At 40.8% G+C, this 16,538-nt stretch carries 12 protein-coding genes and 1 tRNA gene; 5 read left to right on the forward strand and 8 right to left on the reverse strand.

Annotated elements, in window-relative coordinates; translation table 11 throughout:
- Window positions 1-81 precede the first annotated feature (81 nt).
- Both WKU26_RS07405 and WKU26_RS07410 read right to left on the reverse strand, forming a co-directional pair.
- The gene (locus WKU26_RS07405) at window positions 82-2,283 is read right to left on the reverse strand and encodes an alpha-N-acetylglucosaminidase (protein WP_340321480.1); all 2,202 of its coding nucleotides are present in this window, start codon (window positions 2,281-2,283) and stop codon (window positions 82-84) included.
- Between the two features lie 19 nt (window positions 2,284-2,302).
- Window positions 2,303-3,469, reverse strand: a complete 1,167-nt coding sequence (locus WKU26_RS07410) for an AGE family epimerase/isomerase (RefSeq protein WP_445323226.1) — start codon at window positions 3,467-3,469, stop codon at window positions 2,303-2,305.
- A 709-nt stretch (window positions 3,470-4,178) separates the two neighbouring features.
- On the opposite strand from WKU26_RS07410, the gene WKU26_RS07415 reads away from it, so the two are divergent.
- Window positions 4,179-4,790 (forward strand): hypothetical protein, encoded by a 612-nt coding sequence (locus tag WKU26_RS07415; RefSeq protein ID WP_340321482.1) that lies wholly within the window; start codon window positions 4,179-4,181, stop codon window positions 4,788-4,790.
- An 81-nt stretch (window positions 4,791-4,871) separates the two neighbouring features.
- Here WKU26_RS07415 and WKU26_RS07420 read toward each other — a convergent pair.
- A tRNA-Pro gene (locus WKU26_RS07420) sits at window positions 4,872-4,946 on the reverse strand.
- 165 nt (window positions 4,947-5,111) lie between these two features.
- Window positions 5,112-6,173 carry a 3-dehydroquinate synthase gene (gene aroB / locus WKU26_RS07425; protein ID WP_178265795.1) on the reverse strand — a complete coding sequence of 354 codons (1,062 nt, stop codon included), beginning with the start codon at window positions 6,171-6,173 and terminating at the stop codon, window positions 5,112-5,114.
- A gap of 102 nt (window positions 6,174-6,275) precedes the next feature.
- Here aroB and WKU26_RS07430 point away from each other — a divergent pair, with 102 nt between their 5' ends.
- The 3 genes from WKU26_RS07430 (at window position 6,276) to cls (ending at window position 11,307) form a co-directional block, all read left to right on the forward strand.
- The gene (locus tag WKU26_RS07430) at window positions 6,276-6,683 is read left to right on the forward strand and encodes a hypothetical protein (protein ID WP_178265794.1); all 408 of its coding nucleotides are present in this window, start codon (window positions 6,276-6,278) and stop codon (window positions 6,681-6,683) included.
- Between the two features lie 80 nt (window positions 6,684-6,763).
- The gene (locus tag WKU26_RS07435; protein WP_340321484.1) at window positions 6,764-9,619 is read left to right on the forward strand and encodes a TonB-dependent receptor; all 2,856 of its coding nucleotides are present in this window, start codon (window positions 6,764-6,766) and stop codon (window positions 9,617-9,619) included.
- A 254-nt stretch (window positions 9,620-9,873) separates the two neighbouring features.
- Window positions 9,874-11,307, forward strand: coding sequence for a cardiolipin synthase (gene cls / locus WKU26_RS07440; RefSeq protein WP_340321485.1), 1,434 nt, complete (start codon window positions 9,874-9,876; stop codon window positions 11,305-11,307).
- On the opposite strand, the gene WKU26_RS07445 is transcribed toward cls, so the two are convergent.
- The 3 genes from WKU26_RS07445 to WKU26_RS07455 are packed head-to-tail and all read right to left on the reverse strand — an operon-like array spanning window position 11,267 to window position 13,334.
- Complete coding sequence (locus WKU26_RS07445) at window positions 11,267-11,833, reverse strand: RsmD family RNA methyltransferase (RefSeq protein WP_340321486.1); 567 nt, start codon at window positions 11,831-11,833, stop codon at window positions 11,267-11,269. The genes cls and WKU26_RS07445 overlap by 41 nt on opposite strands.
- Window positions 11,824-12,642, reverse strand: coding sequence for a DUF3822 family protein (locus WKU26_RS07450; RefSeq protein ID WP_178265802.1), 819 nt, complete (start codon window positions 12,640-12,642; stop codon window positions 11,824-11,826). Before WKU26_RS07450 ends, WKU26_RS07445 begins: the two co-directional genes overlap by 10 nt.
- Before the next feature lie 5 nt (window positions 12,643-12,647).
- Window positions 12,648-13,334: a hypothetical protein gene (locus WKU26_RS07455; RefSeq protein WP_340321487.1), complete on the reverse strand. Its 687-nt coding sequence runs from the start codon at window positions 13,332-13,334 to the stop codon at window positions 12,648-12,650.
- Between the two features lie 95 nt (window positions 13,335-13,429).
- On the opposite strand from WKU26_RS07455, the gene WKU26_RS07460 reads away from it, so the two are divergent.
- Complete coding sequence (locus WKU26_RS07460; protein ID WP_340321488.1) at window positions 13,430-14,848, forward strand: ATP-dependent DNA helicase; 1,419 nt, start codon at window positions 13,430-13,432, stop codon at window positions 14,846-14,848.
- 134 nt (window positions 14,849-14,982) lie between these two features.
- Here the strand turns inward: WKU26_RS07460 and WKU26_RS07465 are convergent, their stop codons facing one another.
- Entirely contained in the window at window positions 14,983-16,533 is a 1,551-nt protein-coding gene (locus tag WKU26_RS07465) for a hypothetical protein (RefSeq protein WP_340321489.1), read from the reverse strand.
- Window positions 16,534-16,538: the final 5 nt, after the last annotated feature.

Raw genomic sequence — 16,538 nt, forward strand, 5'->3', positions numbered from 1 at the left:
ATGAATACTGCAATTTTTCTCGTTTGATAATTCATTCACTTAGATTTGTTATTACCATGTTTGTATTTTAGTTATCAACTCTCAGTCGAAGTAATGCTTATATTTATTGAATAGTTCTTGAGCTACGACAAAGGGAGATTCACCGGAAACCAGCGGATAATCTTTACTTTGCAAAGTCCACTGATATTCTGCTTCTGTTATCATATCGTAAAATGCTTTTGCGTCATACTGCTGACCTGCTTTTGTTGCTGCTATTACAGAAGAAGTGAATTTATTCCATCTCATACGATAGAAATCTTTGGTCAATCCACCCCATCCTCTGTTTGCATAGTCATTAAGCTGGGTCGCTTTTTGTCCCCATACAGTCAGTATGCAGCGTGCATTCTCTTCATAATACGATTTTTCAGCTTCATCTTTTCCCCAATCTTTTGCATCTTGAATCCATTTTCCGATGCAGAAGTTTTCCTCTGTAGATAGCAGGCGGTCCATATCCAATAGCAATGTATCCATTCTGGCAGCCCATAATTCCATTCCTGCTAAATTCTTTTTTTGATATTCAGCGGTAAATGCGTCTCTGAAGTCAGAGAAAAGATTACCCAAGCTTTGTCTTGCTACATTCACCACATCATAACGGTATCCGGCGTTATCCAGCTCACCCGCTTTCAGCAGTTCTTCAAGGATTTTCCATAATTCTACATTCTTGTAATGAATATCAGGATATGTATTCCAACTGTCTGTACCTATCAGCATTGGTCTTGCATTCATCAATACAGCCTGTCCGCAAGTTGCATGCTTGGTATAGATTTTCTGGTGCAGCAATTCCCACGCTTTTACTACATGTTTGCTTTCTTTTCCACCTCTGGAAAGAGCCCAGTTGTGTATCCATTCTTTGGTAGTTACAGGATAATCCCAAGCTTTGTCGAAGACAAATTCGTACATTAACGGGTTTACATCAAAACCTTCCAGTGTTGCTCCCAATCCATATACGTTGTTTCCTCCTTCCGTATAAAGTCTGTTTATTTTGAAATCAACGTCATCTAAATTGCCGACCATCATTGTGTTGCCACCAAAATTGCCGAGATAACACCACATATACGGTTTTCCATAATATTTTTCTGTTTCACGCCATATTTCAGTGCTGTCGCAATAATAGTCAAGAAGAATCAACTTGTCTTTTGGTACTGCTTCGAGAAAAGAACGGATACGCGGTTGTGTCCACTTTTCTTTGCTGTGATAGAACATCCATGTCATTTGTAACCAGGTCGCTTCTTCGTCTTCCTGACGGATAGATTCATAAATCTTTTCTGATACGTCCGACAGATATTTTTCATTCCAGTTCGGAGAATCTACTTCATTGAAAGGATCAATACCATAGATGTGGTCGGTTCCATACATGGCAGTCTGTTCTTTCAGATACATTTGCTGGATTGTTGTAAACAATGTATCCATTGGTTCGATGAAATGGCTGCGATATTGTTCGTCGTATCCTCCCCATTGACTCATCTGATGAATCTTTGCATTTGGATATAGCTCTTTCAATTCTTTAGGTACATGTCCGGAAAAAGCCGGTAAGACAGGAGTCATGTCAAATTCTCGTTCTCTTTGCAAGATTTGTTTTTGAAGTTTTTCCTGACCTTCCAGCCATGAAGTTGGTAACGGACTTTGCCAATAATCTACATTCGACATACGGTGCCAGGGCAAATGAGCCGGGCCTGTAAAATAGCTTCGGATTTGTTCGTCTGTCAGTCCTAATTTAGACCATACTTTATACCAAACCGATTCCTGGCCTGAGATAGCCAGTGGCATAGTTATACCATTTAGAGCCATCCAGTCTATCAAACGTTCCCAGTCTTCCCATTTCCAATAAGGTAATGTATAGCCAAAGGTACAATAGTTCAGAAAAAAGCGATTTGAGCATTTTGCATGAGAAGTAACTTTTTCCTTGACTTCAGGCAAAGATTCGGGCATTTTAACTTCATCGTCGGCATACCATGAAACATTGGTATGGCAGTAATATTTTAAATAATGATTTAACCCTACTGCCAGTGAGTTGTTGTTATTGCCACAGATTTGAATTTTTCCATCTATAGATTCTACACTGTACCAATCTGTAGATGTTGTATCTTTTATACATTGAAAGATAAAATGATCAGAATGTTGTGGAAAAAGTCGCTCACACAACCGATGCATTACAGCATTATCTCCATTTGTGTTATTTTGACATCCAGATAAGATACATATTAGTATCATCAGTGCGCTCCATTTTATTAGATTTGTTTTCATGGCTTTCTCTGCTTTCTGTTTATACTAATTCTTCCAAGACTTTCCAGCATTGATAAAGTCCTCTTGGTACGTGGAAGCATCCTTTCCATTTCCCGCCTTTCAATGGCAGCAGCACTTCACCACGACGGTTCAGGTATCCATACCATTCTGGATATTCCTGGTCTTTAAAGTGATTCCAGGTATACTCATGTACTTTTTCAAACCATTCCAGGCATTTAGAGTCACCTGTAAGACGATATCCTTTCAGCAAAGAAATTAAGGTTTCTATATGTACCCACCATAGTTTTTGGTCCCATTCCAGCTGCTGTGGAGGATTGCCCATGCGATCCATGAAATAATAGATACCTCCATACTCTTTGTCCCAGCCATAGTCAATCATGGTAAGTGTAATGTTTTTAGCTTTTTCTATCAGTTCCGGGCGGTTTAGGCGTTTACCTAAATCCATAATAAACCACATTGCTTCGATAGCATGTCCGGGCGTGACTTGACGCCCTTCGAAAGAATCAGATAAAGAGCCATCTGTTAATACATTTTCTACAATGATATTCCCTAGTTCCGGGCGATGGAAAACTTCCATTACTTCGTGGATACAGGTATTCATCGTTTCTACCAGGAAGTTTTCATCCAACAAATGTTCGATTTCCAATGCAAGATTACAAAGAATCATAGGAAGAGCAAATCCTTTTAAATTACGAGTACCAGGATGAAGTTTATTCCATTTTCCTTTCGGGTTATCAACTTTGGAGAGAATAATGTCGAATGTTTTTTTTGCAATGTCGGCGTATTCTTGTTTGCCGGTTGCTAAACTCAATTGGCCGAAAGCCATTGTTGCAAATGTATAAGAAAAGATGTTATAAGGTTCAACCAGAGGTTTTCCTGTACGGTCGAGTGAAAAATACCAGTTGTAGTTGCCGTCATGACCATATTTTTTCAGAAATTCACCGCCTTGAATGGCACAGTCTAGCCATTCTTGCCTTTTTTCTACTTTATTATATAGCATGGCAAACAACCATACTTCTCTTCCTTGTAGCCAGATAAATTTATCAGTATCAAATACGTCACCGTTTCGGTTTAGACAGGTGAAATATCCTCCAAACTCTTTGTCTTGTGAGTGCTTTAGCCAAAAAGGAAGCACATTATCCATTAATTCAGTTCTGTACTGTTCTGCTAAGTTTTTAAAATCTATCGTTTTCATATGTTTATAAGATCGGTTATTTCTTTAAACTTATTATACGTGTCTTTTTCTGTTTTTCCTGAAAGGCTACTGGTATTTGTTTATAAGATGGATGATTTCTCTTTCTTATAACATCTCTTATCGTTTCTTAGTGTATTGTTTATTTGTATCCACAAATATATTCTTTTTTTATTAAACAAAGAAATATTTATAAATTATTTTATAAAATACGTGGAATGTTGTTTATCTGTTATACTATTGTAATCAGAGATGGATTCTTATTTCAAAAATATTAAGAATAAGGGTGCTTGTTTGTTATTCCTTGTTTTCTCAGCATTTTTAATCTTATAAGCTTTATAATACTTGGATGCTATTATTAAAAATAGATAATAAATAATTTTATTTCTGTCTGTTGGAAATATTATGTTTTTTTTTGAATCTAGTTTTAAGGCTATTGTTTTTTTTGATATATACCTTAATTATATAGTATTTTCAATGTTCTTTAAAAAATAGAGAAATACTGTAATAAAAGTGTTCATAAAAAGTTTGCTTTGGTATTATAGTCAATACTGACAAATTATATCATCATCTATTTATTTTTTTATAAATCAAAATTATTGTACATTTATTGAAGGTTGAATAACTTTGATTGCCTAATGAACCAAACGTTGCATATATACGAAACATCAATATGGAGTTGTTGGTGAAACTCTCATTGTTTATGGGAGAAGATATAAATATTAATTCTAATAGTTATGAAAAAAATGCTGATTACTTGTTTATTGCATTGCTGACATTACTGCTATTTTCATTTACATCCTGTGGTGGAGATGATGATCTGGAGGGGAATTCAGATTTCATAGAGCTGACCTTCAATGCTAAAACGTATAAAGAGTCAATTCCGGTGTTTGGATATGTATTTCTTGAAGATGTTTTTACAGATAGTGAAGGAAGGGGAATTACGATAACCAATGTATCTATTAATGCATTTGAAAAGTATGGTTTTTCTTTTATGCCAAGTATTGCTCATTTTGCGAGAAAAGCAGATTGGGAGTTTGCTAAAACAGGAGAGTGCTTACATAAATATGATTTCGGGAATATTGGGGAAGGTGAGTTTGATGTGGAAAATTTCACTTTGGTTACGGAGTTGGAAATTTATGCAGATGGTACTTTTTATGGATTGATGGATGGAAAACATTATGTCAATTCTATTAAGGATGTGAAAGATGGAGTTCAGGTAGAAGGAACCTTTAGTGGAACTTATTATTGTAGTGAGAACAGAGGAGAGTGTGAAATTCATGGGCGATATAGAATGACATTGAATGTCATATGATTCAAATAATTCTTTAGATTAAACCGGTATTTGGTAAAAATAAAAAAAGGCTTGATATTGATTATCAAGCCTTTTTACCAGTCGGGGTGACTGGATTCGAACCAGCGACCACACGCCCCCCAGACGCGTACTCTAACCGGGCTGAGCTACACCCCGAATTGCGAGTGCAAAGGTAGCGCTTTATTTTAAAACAGCAAACTTTTAACCTACTTTTTTATTATTCATTTATGAACAGGGATGTGGATAAATCCACTGTAGAAATGAGTAGAAAAGTGATTTTAGAAGAGCATTCTCTTGTACATAAAACGCTTGTTTACAGGTTTATCCCATTGTCTCACAATAAAAGTCCAGCATATCAAAAATTTCTTCTTTACTTGCCGTCTGGTTGATGCGGATGTCTCCGATACCTCCCAACAGTGTGAAATTCACAGTTTCGGCAGAAGTATTTTTTTTGTCATGCTTCATCAGTTCGTATAAAGTTTCATAATCCTTGCAACTGAATGGAAGTTTGCCGTAATTTTCTTTGATGAAAGAGATAGTCTGGCGCATCTGTTCTTTAGGAAATCCCACTTTTAAGTGCGAACAATACAATTCACATACAATACCCCAGGCTACAGCATAACCGTGTAATACCGGCTGTCCTTTCTTCAATGCAAAACTTTCAAAGGCATGTCCGATGGTATGTCCCAGATTCAGTGCCTTGCGTATACCCTTTTCAAACGGATCTTGTTCTACGATATTTTCCTTGATGGCAACCGATTGACCGACTAATGTCTGAAGGTGGGTATAATCAATGTGTTCCATATCGAAGCATACCAGTTCGCTCCAATGTTCGGGTTGACTGATGAGGCCGTGCTTCAGCATTTCTGCATATCCCGACAAAATATTGGCATGATCCAGCGATTTCAGAAAATTACAGTCTATCAGTACGCTGGAAGCAGAGGCAAATACACCGATTTCATTTTTCAACCCGTTGAAATTGATCCCGGTTTTTCCGCCTACCGAGGCATCCACCATAGCGAGCAGAGTAGTTGGTATGTTAATCATCTGAATACCACGCTTGAAAGTGGCGGCAGCAAATCCTCCGAGGTCGGTTACCATTCCTCCTCCCAGGTTTATCATCAGTGAGTGTCGGGTGGCTCCCTGTGTGCTTAGAGCGTTCCATACCTCACTCAAGGTGTCCAGATTCTTGTGCACATCTTCTGCTCCGATACATATTTCGGTTGCATTTTTAAGAAAAGGCAGCTGTTCAAGCAGAGGAAGACAATATTGATGGGTATGTTCGTCGGTCAATATAAATAATTTATCGTGTGGGCATTGGGCTACGGCCTGTTGCAGATCCGTTTCCAAATTCCGGCAAATAATGACATCTTGTTTACTCATGATTATCTTGTTTTTCCTGCAAAAATAGAAAAAAAGTCAGAAGAGAATGTGGGTTTACTTCTGTTTAATTAATTTTGTGGCAAATAACTAAAAAAGTGTATTATGAAAGGAATATTGCCTGCATCGTGTAGAATAATAGGATATGCCCTATTGATATTGTCTGTATTTGTACCGCTTCTGATGTATATGTTTGGAATGGTAGACGATACAAACCTGTTGTATGTAAAAATGAGTATGAAACTGGTTATCTGGCTTTCTTTGTTTATGGTTTTTCTGGCCAAAGCAAAAGAAGAAGATGCGGAGGCCGCTTCTTTACGCAGCAAGGCTATGCAATATGCGCTATATGTGTGGGGACTTTATTATATAGTTCTGCTGGTGAAAGGTGCAGTAGAGGGAGACTTGCAGGTAGCCGATAATTCAGTGGGAATTGTATATATGGTTCTGAATGTACTCGTTTGGGAATTTTTCTTGCAGAAGCGTCGCATGGAAAAGATGTTCAGAAGAAAATAAATAGAAAAAAGGGGAAGATACATTAAACCTTTTGGAGTTTGAAAAGTCAAACTCACATTGAAACAAGAAAGAACAGAAGAATGAAAAATTGGGTTTTAGTGGTTTTGCTGCTGTTCGGCTGGGGAGCTGTGTGGGCACAAAACAAAGGGGGAAAGAATAGTATATCGGGCACTGTGGTAGATGGGGATGATCAATCGCCTGTAATGCAGGCTACGGTTCAGATTCTTTCGGTGAAAGATAGTACGATGATAACAGGAAATGTGACTGACTTGGATGGAAATTTTTCCTTGTCGGCTCGTCCCGGAAAATATCTGTTGAAGGTTTCTTTTGTAGGCTATTCTCCTACATTCAAATCTGTTGTGCTGACACGTAATGTTCCTCAACTCCGGTTGGGGAAAATCGAGTTGCATTCCGATGCCATTATGCTGGATGAAGCTGTGATTGTGGCACAGGCACCGGAAGTGACTGCGGTGGCAGATACATTGGTATACAATAGTTCGGCATACCGTGTACCCGAAGGCTCTGCACTGGAAGAGTTGGTGAAAAAATTGCCTGGGGCAGAAATTGATGAAAACGGAAAGATTACCATCAACGGAAAAGAAATCAAGAAAATCATGATAGACGGTCAGGAGTTTTTTGCTGACGATCCGAATATTGCCATGAAAAATCTGCCTGTCAATATCATTGATAAGGTGCGTGCGTATGACAAACAGTCTGATTTGGCCCGTATTACAGGAGTTGATGACGGTGAGGAAGAAACAGTACTTGATCTTACTGTGAAACCTGGTATGAATAAAGGTTGGTTTGGAAACGCTGATTTGGCGGGTGGAAACAAAGACCGTTATAGTGGAAAACTGATGCTGAACTATTTTAAGGATTCCAATCAGTTTACTGTCATAGGTTCGGCAAACAATGTAAACGACAACGGATTTCCCGGAGGCGGTGGCGGTGGACATCGCCGTAAGGAAAATGGGCTGACTGCCATTAAAATGGGAGGATTCAACTTTGCTACAAAGAACGAGAAGCTGGAAACTGGTGGTAGTGTGAACTTTAACTATAAGGATGCGGATATGCTGAGCAAGCAGTCTTCAGAAACTTTTGTTTCTACAGAAAATAGTTCGTTTCAGAATGCATTCGACCATACACGTAACAAAACAACCAATCTTACAGCCGACTTCCGTATTGAATGGCATCCGGATACGCTTACTACTTTAATCTTTCGTCCGCGTGTAAAGTATGGAAAAACGGATAATACCAATAATGTCAACTCGTATACATTTAATGAAGATCCCGGATACTCTACGGATGAATTGTTGTCATCCGGACAGGTGACTGATTTGGTACCCGAGGAGATTGTTGTCAATACGATTGTTAAAAATTCGCTTACAACCGGAGACGATGTAACTGCAGGAGGTTCGTTGATGGTCAACCGTCGTTTGTCTGACAATGGTCGTAGCATTACTTTCCGTGGCAAATACAATTATACCAACAGCAGTAGTGAACAGTTCTCTACTTCGCTGACCGAGTATTTCCAACAGACTGATGAGGAGCGTTACGAAGAGCTTCGCCGTTATATCAATACACCGACCAAAACATCGGATTACAGTGCTCGCTTGATGTATAGTGAACCCATTTTCAAGGGAGGATTCTTGCAGTTGAGTTATAACTTCCAGTATAAACATTCTACTACGGATAATTTCACTTACGACATGCCCGATGGATGGAATATACATGATGAGGTGGGAGATCAAGGAGTATTGAATCCGGACTTGAGTAAGAATGCGACTTATAATTATTATAATCATCAGGTCGATCTTGCTTTGCGCTGGGTACGTGAGAAGATGCAGCTTAATGCGGGTGTTTCTTTCCAGCCGCAGAGTTCTACGCTTACTTATCAGAAGGGAGAGTATAATGTAGATACGGTACGTCATGTCTTCAATTTTACGCCGACGTTCCGTTTCCGGTATAACTTTTCTAAGACAAGCCGTCTGGAGTTGGAATACCGCGGACGAAGTTCACAGCCCGATATGGTCGACTTGCTGCCGATAAAGGATGATACAGATCCGCTGAATGTAAAGGTGGGAAATCCGGGCTTGAAGCCTACTTTTACCAATGAGTTCAAGTTGGAATACAATTTCTTTAATGCCGAATCGCAGCGTGGTATGTTCTCGCATGTACGCTTCCAGAATAAGATTAATGATATCAGTAGCCGTAGAACGTATAATTCTTCTACCGGGGGTACGGAAACCATGTCGGAAAATATCAATGGAAACTGGAATGTATTTGGAGTAATGGGTACCAATACGGCTTTGCGTAATAAGAAGTATACCATCAATACGTTTACCATGGCAAACTATAGCAATATGGTGAGCTACATCAGTGATAAGAATGTGACGACTGATGCCGATAAGAATACTACCAAACAGTTGCTTTTGAGCGAACGTCTGCGTGGTACGTACCGTAACGACTGGTGGGAGTTCTCGCTGAATGGTTCTATCAGTTATACTCATTCGCGCAATAATTATCAGGAGAGCAACAACATGGATACGTATCAGTTCTCTTATGGTGCCAGCACCAATGTACGCCTTCCATGGAATATGTCTGTATCGACTGATGTTTCACAGAATTCACGCCGTGGCTATGCAGATACCAGTATGAACCGCGATGAACTGATCTGGAATGCGCAGATTTCTCAGGATTTTCTGAAAGGAAATGCAGCTACGGTAAGTCTTCAGTTCTATGATATTCTGCGTAATCAGAGCAATATCAGCCGTACCATTACGGCAGCTATGCGTAAGGATGTTGAGTATAATGCCATTTACAGTTATTGTATGGTGCATTTCATTTATCGTCTTAACTTGTTCGGCGGTAAAGGGGCTCCTCGTTCTAACGGACCTGCATTTGGTGGACACGGACCGCGTCATCGCCGTTTTTAAGGTTTGATTCGGCTATTCATACTGTAAGGTAACAGAACTATATTTCAATCGGCGTCGTCGGCTTTATAGTTGGCGACGCCGTTTTTGTGTTCAACGTCGTCGGCTGTACAGCCTGCACCGTCGGCGATAATACAGAGTTTGCCACTTCTTGTATTTTCATCTTTTTTGTGTAACTTTGGAAAAAGACAGGAGGAAGCTTTGCATATGGCTTTTCATTATTTCTGTCGCAATGTCCAATTAATATAGATATCTGTATGGATGGAATAGCTTGGAGTGAGATTTTCGGGACTTTTTTTTATATATTGTATTTTTTCATTGTCCTCTTCACCATATTTTCTCTGATACTGGACAACCGGAGCCCTATCAAGACCATGACATGGATTCTGGTTTTGTTTTTCTTTCCTGTTGTCGGACTGATATTCTATTTCTTTTTTGGAAGGAGTACACGTAAGGAACGCCTGATAAGTAGGAAGCGTTATATCCGTCTCAGCAAGCGTCCGATGGCTGAATATCAGTCGCAGGAGTCCTTGCAGGATGAAACCGGTAAGCCGAGACTGATGGCTTTCTTTAAACGGGTGAACAAGGCATTGCCTTTTGGCGGGAATAAAATGGAAATTTATACCGACGGGTATTCGATGTTGCAGGCGCTGATTAAGGCAATAGCCGGTGCACGGCATCACATCCATTTGCAATTCTATATTTTTGAGAACGATGCAGTAGGTCGTCTGTTGCGCGATTTGCTGATAGATAAGGCTCGTGAAGGAGTGAAGGTGCGTCTGTTGTACGACGACGTGGGATGCTGGAAGGTAGACCGGCTGTTTTACGACCAGATGTTGTGTGAGGGAATCGAAGTGCTGGGGTTCCTGAAAGTACGTTTCCCTTTGTTTACCAGTAAAGTGAATTACCGGAACCACCGGAAGATTGCTATTATCGACGGGCAGGTTGGTTTTATCGGAGGAATGAATATTGCAGAGCGGTATATCCGGGGCTTTTCATGGGGGAGGTGGAGAGATACTCATGTGCGCCTGTCGGGAAAAGCGGTTTATGGACTGCAAACTTCTTTTCTTACAGACTGGTATGCCATAGACCGCACATTGCTTACTTCGGCAGAATATTTTCCGAAAATGCGCGAAGAAGGAAATGTAGTGGCTCAGATTGTGACATCCGATCCGGTAGGTGAGTGGAAGGATATTATGCAGGGAGTGGTATTGGCCATTTGTAATGCACAGCGTTACATTTATGTGCAGAGCCCTTATTTCCTTCCTACTGAAGAGGTTATGAATGCCTTTCAGACAGCGGCACTGGCAGGAGTGGATGTAAGGGTAATGATTCCCGAACGTGCGGATACTTTCCTTACACACATGGGGTCATTGTCTTATCTGGATGAACTGATGGCTGCAGGTGTAAAAGTGTATATGTATAAAGCCGGATTTTTGCATTCCAAACTCATTGTATCCGATGATGAAGTGGCTTCTGTAGGTTCTGCCAATATGGATTTCCGCAGTTTCGAACATAATTTTGAAGCCAATGCTTTCTTTTATGACAAAGAAACAGCATTGGCTTTGAAAGAAATATTTTTAAATGATCAGCGCAGTTGTCTGTTACTCTCCCGTAAGCAGTGGGCCATGCGCCCGCGGAAACAGCGTGTCATAGAGTCTGTGGTTCGTCTGCTGGCTCCTTTACTCTAAAGAAAGAGAAGTTGACGCTTCCGTAGTGACGGTGCTCTACAAAGTTAGGATGATTTTCGAAATTCAAGTCTTTTCCGTGTTCCAGCACAAACAGTCCGTCTGCTTTCAGCAGCTCCTGCTTGAAGATAAGGTCTGGAATGGTAGCCAGTTCTTTCAAAGCATAAGGAGGATCGGCAAAGATAAAATCGAATTGCTCGCTACACTTTTCAATGTATTTGAATACATCACCTCTCAGAGGAAAACATTTGTCGGTTTTTACTTCACGCATCACTTTACTGATGAATGCATGATGCTGAGGGTCTTTTTCTACCGAAATCACCCGGTCGCAACCTCTTGAAACCAGTTCTATACTGATACTTCCCGTACCTGCAAACAGGTCGAGAGCCGTGATTCCGTCTTCAAAATCAATGTAGTTGTTCAGTACATTGAAAAGGTTTTCTTTGGCAAAGTCGGTTGTAGGTCGGGCTTTGAATGTATGGGGCACATCGAAGCGTCGTCTTTTATAAATACCACTAATTACTCGCATATCAGTAGAGATTGGATGTCAAACGGAACTTCTTCAATAGGAGTGTCTGTTGCACTGTGAAGTTCTGCTTGAGGATTAATAATGAATATCTTTCTTATGTATTTTTTCAGCTCGCCCATTAGGCTGTCCTGTTGGGAGAGATCACCTGTCAGGTGGAGTTCATCGCGTTCCTGGTCGTATCCCAACATTTTCCATACATTGAGCAGATAGTAGCAGGTATCTTCGGTGGTAGTCACCGGATAACTGTTGATGAGCTGTAGCTTTCCGCGGTCGAAGCAGAATAAATCAATGCTGTGCGGGTGCAGGTTAGCATATAGCTTGCTATTGTTTCCCAATCTGCTCTTGGCTGTCAGCAGTTCAATCTGTGGACTGACGGCAGAGAAGAAACGTGTGGAGGCAAAATTATCTGTCAGAAACTGATGCGTCAGCTTGTCGATGGAAAAGAGGATTACCAGATTGCTTTTCCCCAGAATATTGCACAGCACAATTTCGTTGTTTTGCTTGGGCAGGTTCTGATAGAACAGGCTTTCCATCTGTTCGTCTTCGAATATTTCCAGCGGTACCGGAGTGTAACGCGAAGAATGAATCAGAATATTGGTCTGTTTGTATTTGTACTTCAGCTCTTCTGTTTCTGCCAGAAACGACTTTACGTTGGCTGCCATCGAGCGCTGGGTGTTGACCGCGTATTGCTTAAAGAATAATTTACTGTCGCAGAACGGGTCGTAGATAGAAAAAGAAAATCCATCCGTACTAAGACGGATGGATAAAGTATATTGTTCCGATTTTGTAAAATCGATCGATTCAATCATATATATTATTCCCAGTTACCTGCGTTGTTGTTAGGCTGTTCGATATCACCTACTTTCAGACCGCAGTATTTACCCAATTTGTTCTGCATGTCTTTCAAGTTAGCCAACTGCTGTGCATCCAAGTCGCCCAAATATACTTCGTAAGGAACCTGTGCCTGGAACAAGTTCAGAGGAGCACCCGATTTTGTAGTATCTTTACGGATAGCCATTTCGAATTTAGTTCCGTTACCGAAAGGTACGTAAGCCAAAGAATCCGGGTTGAAACCTTTGGTAAAGATAGTATCCATTACAGCAACCCACATTGTATCACGACGGAAGTTTTGCAAGCCTTCTTTTTCTACTTCTTTCCAGTTACCAGTCTTTTTAGCTTTGTTGATCAAGTCCATAGCTTTCTTTTCTGTCATACCGTTGTTCAACTGGTCGTCAGTCAAAGAACCTACTTTCATGATGAAAGGAAGTTTTGCAGTTTTAACGAAAGCAATCAGAGAGTCGAAGTCTGCTGTATATGCACCGTTGTGCATTGTACGATATTCCTGCTGTGCTTTGCGGATATCGATCAAACGAGCGATAATTGCTTTTTCTCTTTCTTTTTTTGCTTCATCGAAGTTGATAGGACCCATGATACTGCCGTAGCAGATGTATACCAAGGCAACAACACAGGCAGCTAATACAAGATTAATAACTGTTTTCATGATAATATTTGTTTTTTTAGTTTATATTCGTAGCGCAAAAATAAAATAAATTACTTTAACCACGTCAAAGTTACGTGAACTTTTTATGCCGTGTTATGTTAAATAATGATTTGTCGCAGCAAATTAAGCGAAATTTTTCCTATAAACCAACAGAAGAACAAGATTTTACTATAAAATCTTTCGCCGACTTTTTATTTTCTTCGCAAGCAGATTCTGCTTTCATTCTGAAAGGGTATGCCGGAACGGGAAAGACTACGCTGATGGGGGCTTTGGTCAGAACCATGGAGGAGTTGAAGCGGAAATGTGTATTGCTGGCTCCTACCGGTCGGGCAGCAAAGGTTTTTGCGCATTATGCAGGACATCCGGCTTATACCATTCATAAGAAGATTTATCGCCAGCGGGTATTTTCGAATGAAACGGACAATTTCACCATCAATCAGAATATGCATCGTCACACCTTATTTATAATAGATGAGGCTTCGATGATAGCCAATAGCGGGCTGGGAGGAATGGCTTTTGGTACAGGACGACTGCTGGACGATTTGGTGCAGTATGTATATAGTGGAGAGGGATGTCGGCTGATGATGGTAGGAGATACGGCACAGTTGCCTCCGGTAGGCGAAGAGGAGAGTCCGGCTTTATCGGCTTCTTTTTTGCGGGGATATGGACTGGAGGTTACGGAGTGTAGCTTGACACAGGTAGTGCGTCAGACAACTGATTCCGGTATTTTATACAATGCTACATTGTTGCGACAATATATTACAGAAGAGAATTTCTTTTCGCTTCCGGTGTTGAAGGCAACTGCATGCTCCGATGTACGGATTCTGCCGGGAGGAGAACTGATAGAAGCTATTACTGAATCCTATGATACGGCAGGTATGGACGATACTATGATAATCTGCCGCTCCAACAAACGGGCCAATCTTTATAACAAAGGGATACGTAATTCAATCTTGTTCAGAGAAGACGAACTGAACACGGGGGATATGCTGATGGTGGCGAAGAATAATTATTATTGGGGAGCGGAGTGTAAGGAACTGGATTTTATTGCCAATGGAGATGTGGCTGTGGTACGTAGAGTACGCCGGATACGCGAGATGTATGGCTTCCGTTTTGCCGATGTTGTACTGACTTTTCCGGATTATGATGATTTGGAACTGGAGGTCAAGATTCTTCTGGATACCCTGCATTCGGATGCTCCTTCGCTTACGAAAGAGGAAAACGACCGTTTGTTTTATGCTGTACTGGAAGATTATGCAGATGTTCCTACGAAATGTGAACGTATGAAAAAGATGAAGGAAGATGCATATTATAATGCCTTACAGGTGAAGTATGCTTATGCCGTGACTTGCCATAAGGCTCAGGGTGGACAGTGGAAAAGGATTTTTCTCGATCAGGGGTATATGACTGAAGAAATGCTTTCGCCCGACTATTATCGTTGGCTTTATACTGCTTTTACCCGTGCTACGGAGAAAATCTATCTGGTGAATTGGCCGAAGGAGCAGACAGAATAGTCAGAACAAATGTATATTTTGTTGGGGAATTGTGTGAAAAAGGGGCGTTTTCGTACTTTGAATCAGCCCCTTGAATGTTGCAGTTTTTCAGCTTTTTGTCAGGTATTCATTGTTTTTTGCATGTCGAAATTTTCTTAAGGTTCTATGGCGATGGTATGTTTTTTCATCAGTTTTTCGTGATGATTCTCCCAAAGTCTGTAGCTGAGAAGAATACACAGAAACACTGTACTGATAATGCAAACCCATCCGAACAGTTCTTTCAGACTGATGAGAATGGTTTGCTCTGTAACCTGTGCGTAAAGAGCTTGTATGGAATGAGGAGACAGACTGCTGTGTACCTGGTCCATTCTCAGACTGAGAAGTCCGATGTTTTCCTGACTCAAATGTCTGAGCCATCGGGTAAGAATGGCTGTTCCGAGTGGGGTAGCTATACTGGTACGGATAAAGCTTAGTACGCAAAGTCCTTGAAAGAAATGCTGGAAAGGAACACTCTTGGCAATGTAAATGGTCAGTGCAATATAAAGTATACCGTTTCCTACACCTTTCAGATAATTGGGCAGGTACAGGCTTTCGATATTCAGTGTAGGATAAATAAGAAAATACATGTAGTACTGATAAATAATAATCAGTATAAATCCTACTGAAATGAGAAGTTTGAAGCCTTTACGCAAGACTACCTGGCGGTAGAATACAACTGCTGCTCCCGAGAGAATGCCGATAAATACACACCAGTTGATGGATACAGAATTCAAGTCGTCGTAATGCAGAATGGAAGTCATGAACTGGCTCTGCAGAACCGAAGAGGTGGTAAGAAGCAGACACATCGTGAGGAACAGGAACAGAATAACCGGAAAGTTGCGGTAACGGAATACCTTGGGTGAGATATACGGGCGGCGCACTGTGCTCATGCGGTTGATGTTGATGAGCAGGCAGAGCAGGGCAATGACGATACAGGCGCGTATTTCTACACTGTCGAGCCAGTCGTGATATTCACCGTAGATACAAATATAAACTACAGCAAACAGCATCACTCCCCAGAGTATAGCACTTAGCCAGTCTATACCATACAAGGGTATTTTCTTTCCCGGGCGATAGGGGCGGGTAAGAAAGAATACACAAAACCATACAATGACCAGCAGACCGATGACAAACCAGTGCATATAATGCCAGTTGGCCCACTCGGATATATGAGTGGCTACCAGACCGGACAACTGGATACTTTCCAGTACGATGATATAGATAACCGGATAGAATACAGAGAAATTACCGGAAGGAGTCACACTTAGGCGGATGTTGGAGAAACATTCGAAGGTTCCCCACATACGGAAAAAACCGGAAATAAAGCAAATGAAAATCAAAAGCGGAATTTGCCGGGTATGCATGGTAATAAGGTTGCATACTATCAGTACGCAACATACTGTCAGCAATATGGAACGGGTCGTGAAACGCGACTTAAGACGGAACAGAATGGGAAAAATCACAGTCATCCCGATAAAAGAAGCGTATCCTGCCATGTTGATATCTTCCTGAATACAACCCAATGCACTCGACATCTGGTAGGCTGTAGGCAGGAAAACTCCGCCATTGAATTGGAAAACCATGGCGAAAAACAAGGAGATACAGATACAGAAGGGGGTAGAAAGCGATTCCTTGAAGTATAGGATACGGGGACGTACTGGTTTCATTGGCT

It is taken from the genome of Phocaeicola sp. HCN-40430 (genome assembly GCF_037890285.1).
Lineage (GTDB): Bacteria > Bacteroidota > Bacteroidia > Bacteroidales > Bacteroidaceae > Phocaeicola > Phocaeicola acetigenes.

Coding starts and splice junctions, on each gene's coding strand:
- WKU26_RS07405 (WP_340321480.1), bottom strand. CDS start 2,283: ATGAAAACAAATCTAATAAAATGGAGCGCACTGATGATACTAATATGT.
- WKU26_RS07435 (WP_340321484.1), top strand. CDS start 6,764: ATGAAAAATTGGGTTTTAGTGGTTTTGCTGCTGTTCGGCTGGGGAGCT.
- WKU26_RS07430 (WP_178265794.1), top strand. CDS start 6,276: ATGAAAGGAATATTGCCTGCATCGTGTAGAATAATAGGATATGCCCTA.
- WKU26_RS07460 (WP_340321488.1), top strand. CDS start 13,430: ATGTTAAATAATGATTTGTCGCAGCAAATTAAGCGAAATTTTTCCTAT.
- WKU26_RS07455 (WP_340321487.1), bottom strand. CDS start 13,334: ATGAAAACAGTTATTAATCTTGTATTAGCTGCCTGTGTTGTTGCCTTG.
- WKU26_RS07465 (WP_340321489.1), bottom strand. CDS start 16,533: ATGAAACCAGTACGTCCCCGTATCCTATACTTCAAGGAATCGCTTTCT.
- aroB (WP_178265795.1), bottom strand. CDS start 6,173: ATGAGTAAACAAGATGTCATTATTTGCCGGAATTTGGAAACGGATCTG.
- WKU26_RS07450 (WP_178265802.1), bottom strand. CDS start 12,642: ATGATTGAATCGATCGATTTTACAAAATCGGAACAATATACTTTATCC.
- WKU26_RS07415 (WP_340321482.1), top strand. CDS start 4,179: ATGGGAGAAGATATAAATATTAATTCTAATAGTTATGAAAAAAATGCT.
- cls (WP_340321485.1), top strand. CDS start 9,874: ATGGATGGAATAGCTTGGAGTGAGATTTTCGGGACTTTTTTTTATATA.
- WKU26_RS07445 (WP_340321486.1), bottom strand. CDS start 11,833: ATGCGAGTAATTAGTGGTATTTATAAAAGACGACGCTTCGATGTGCCC.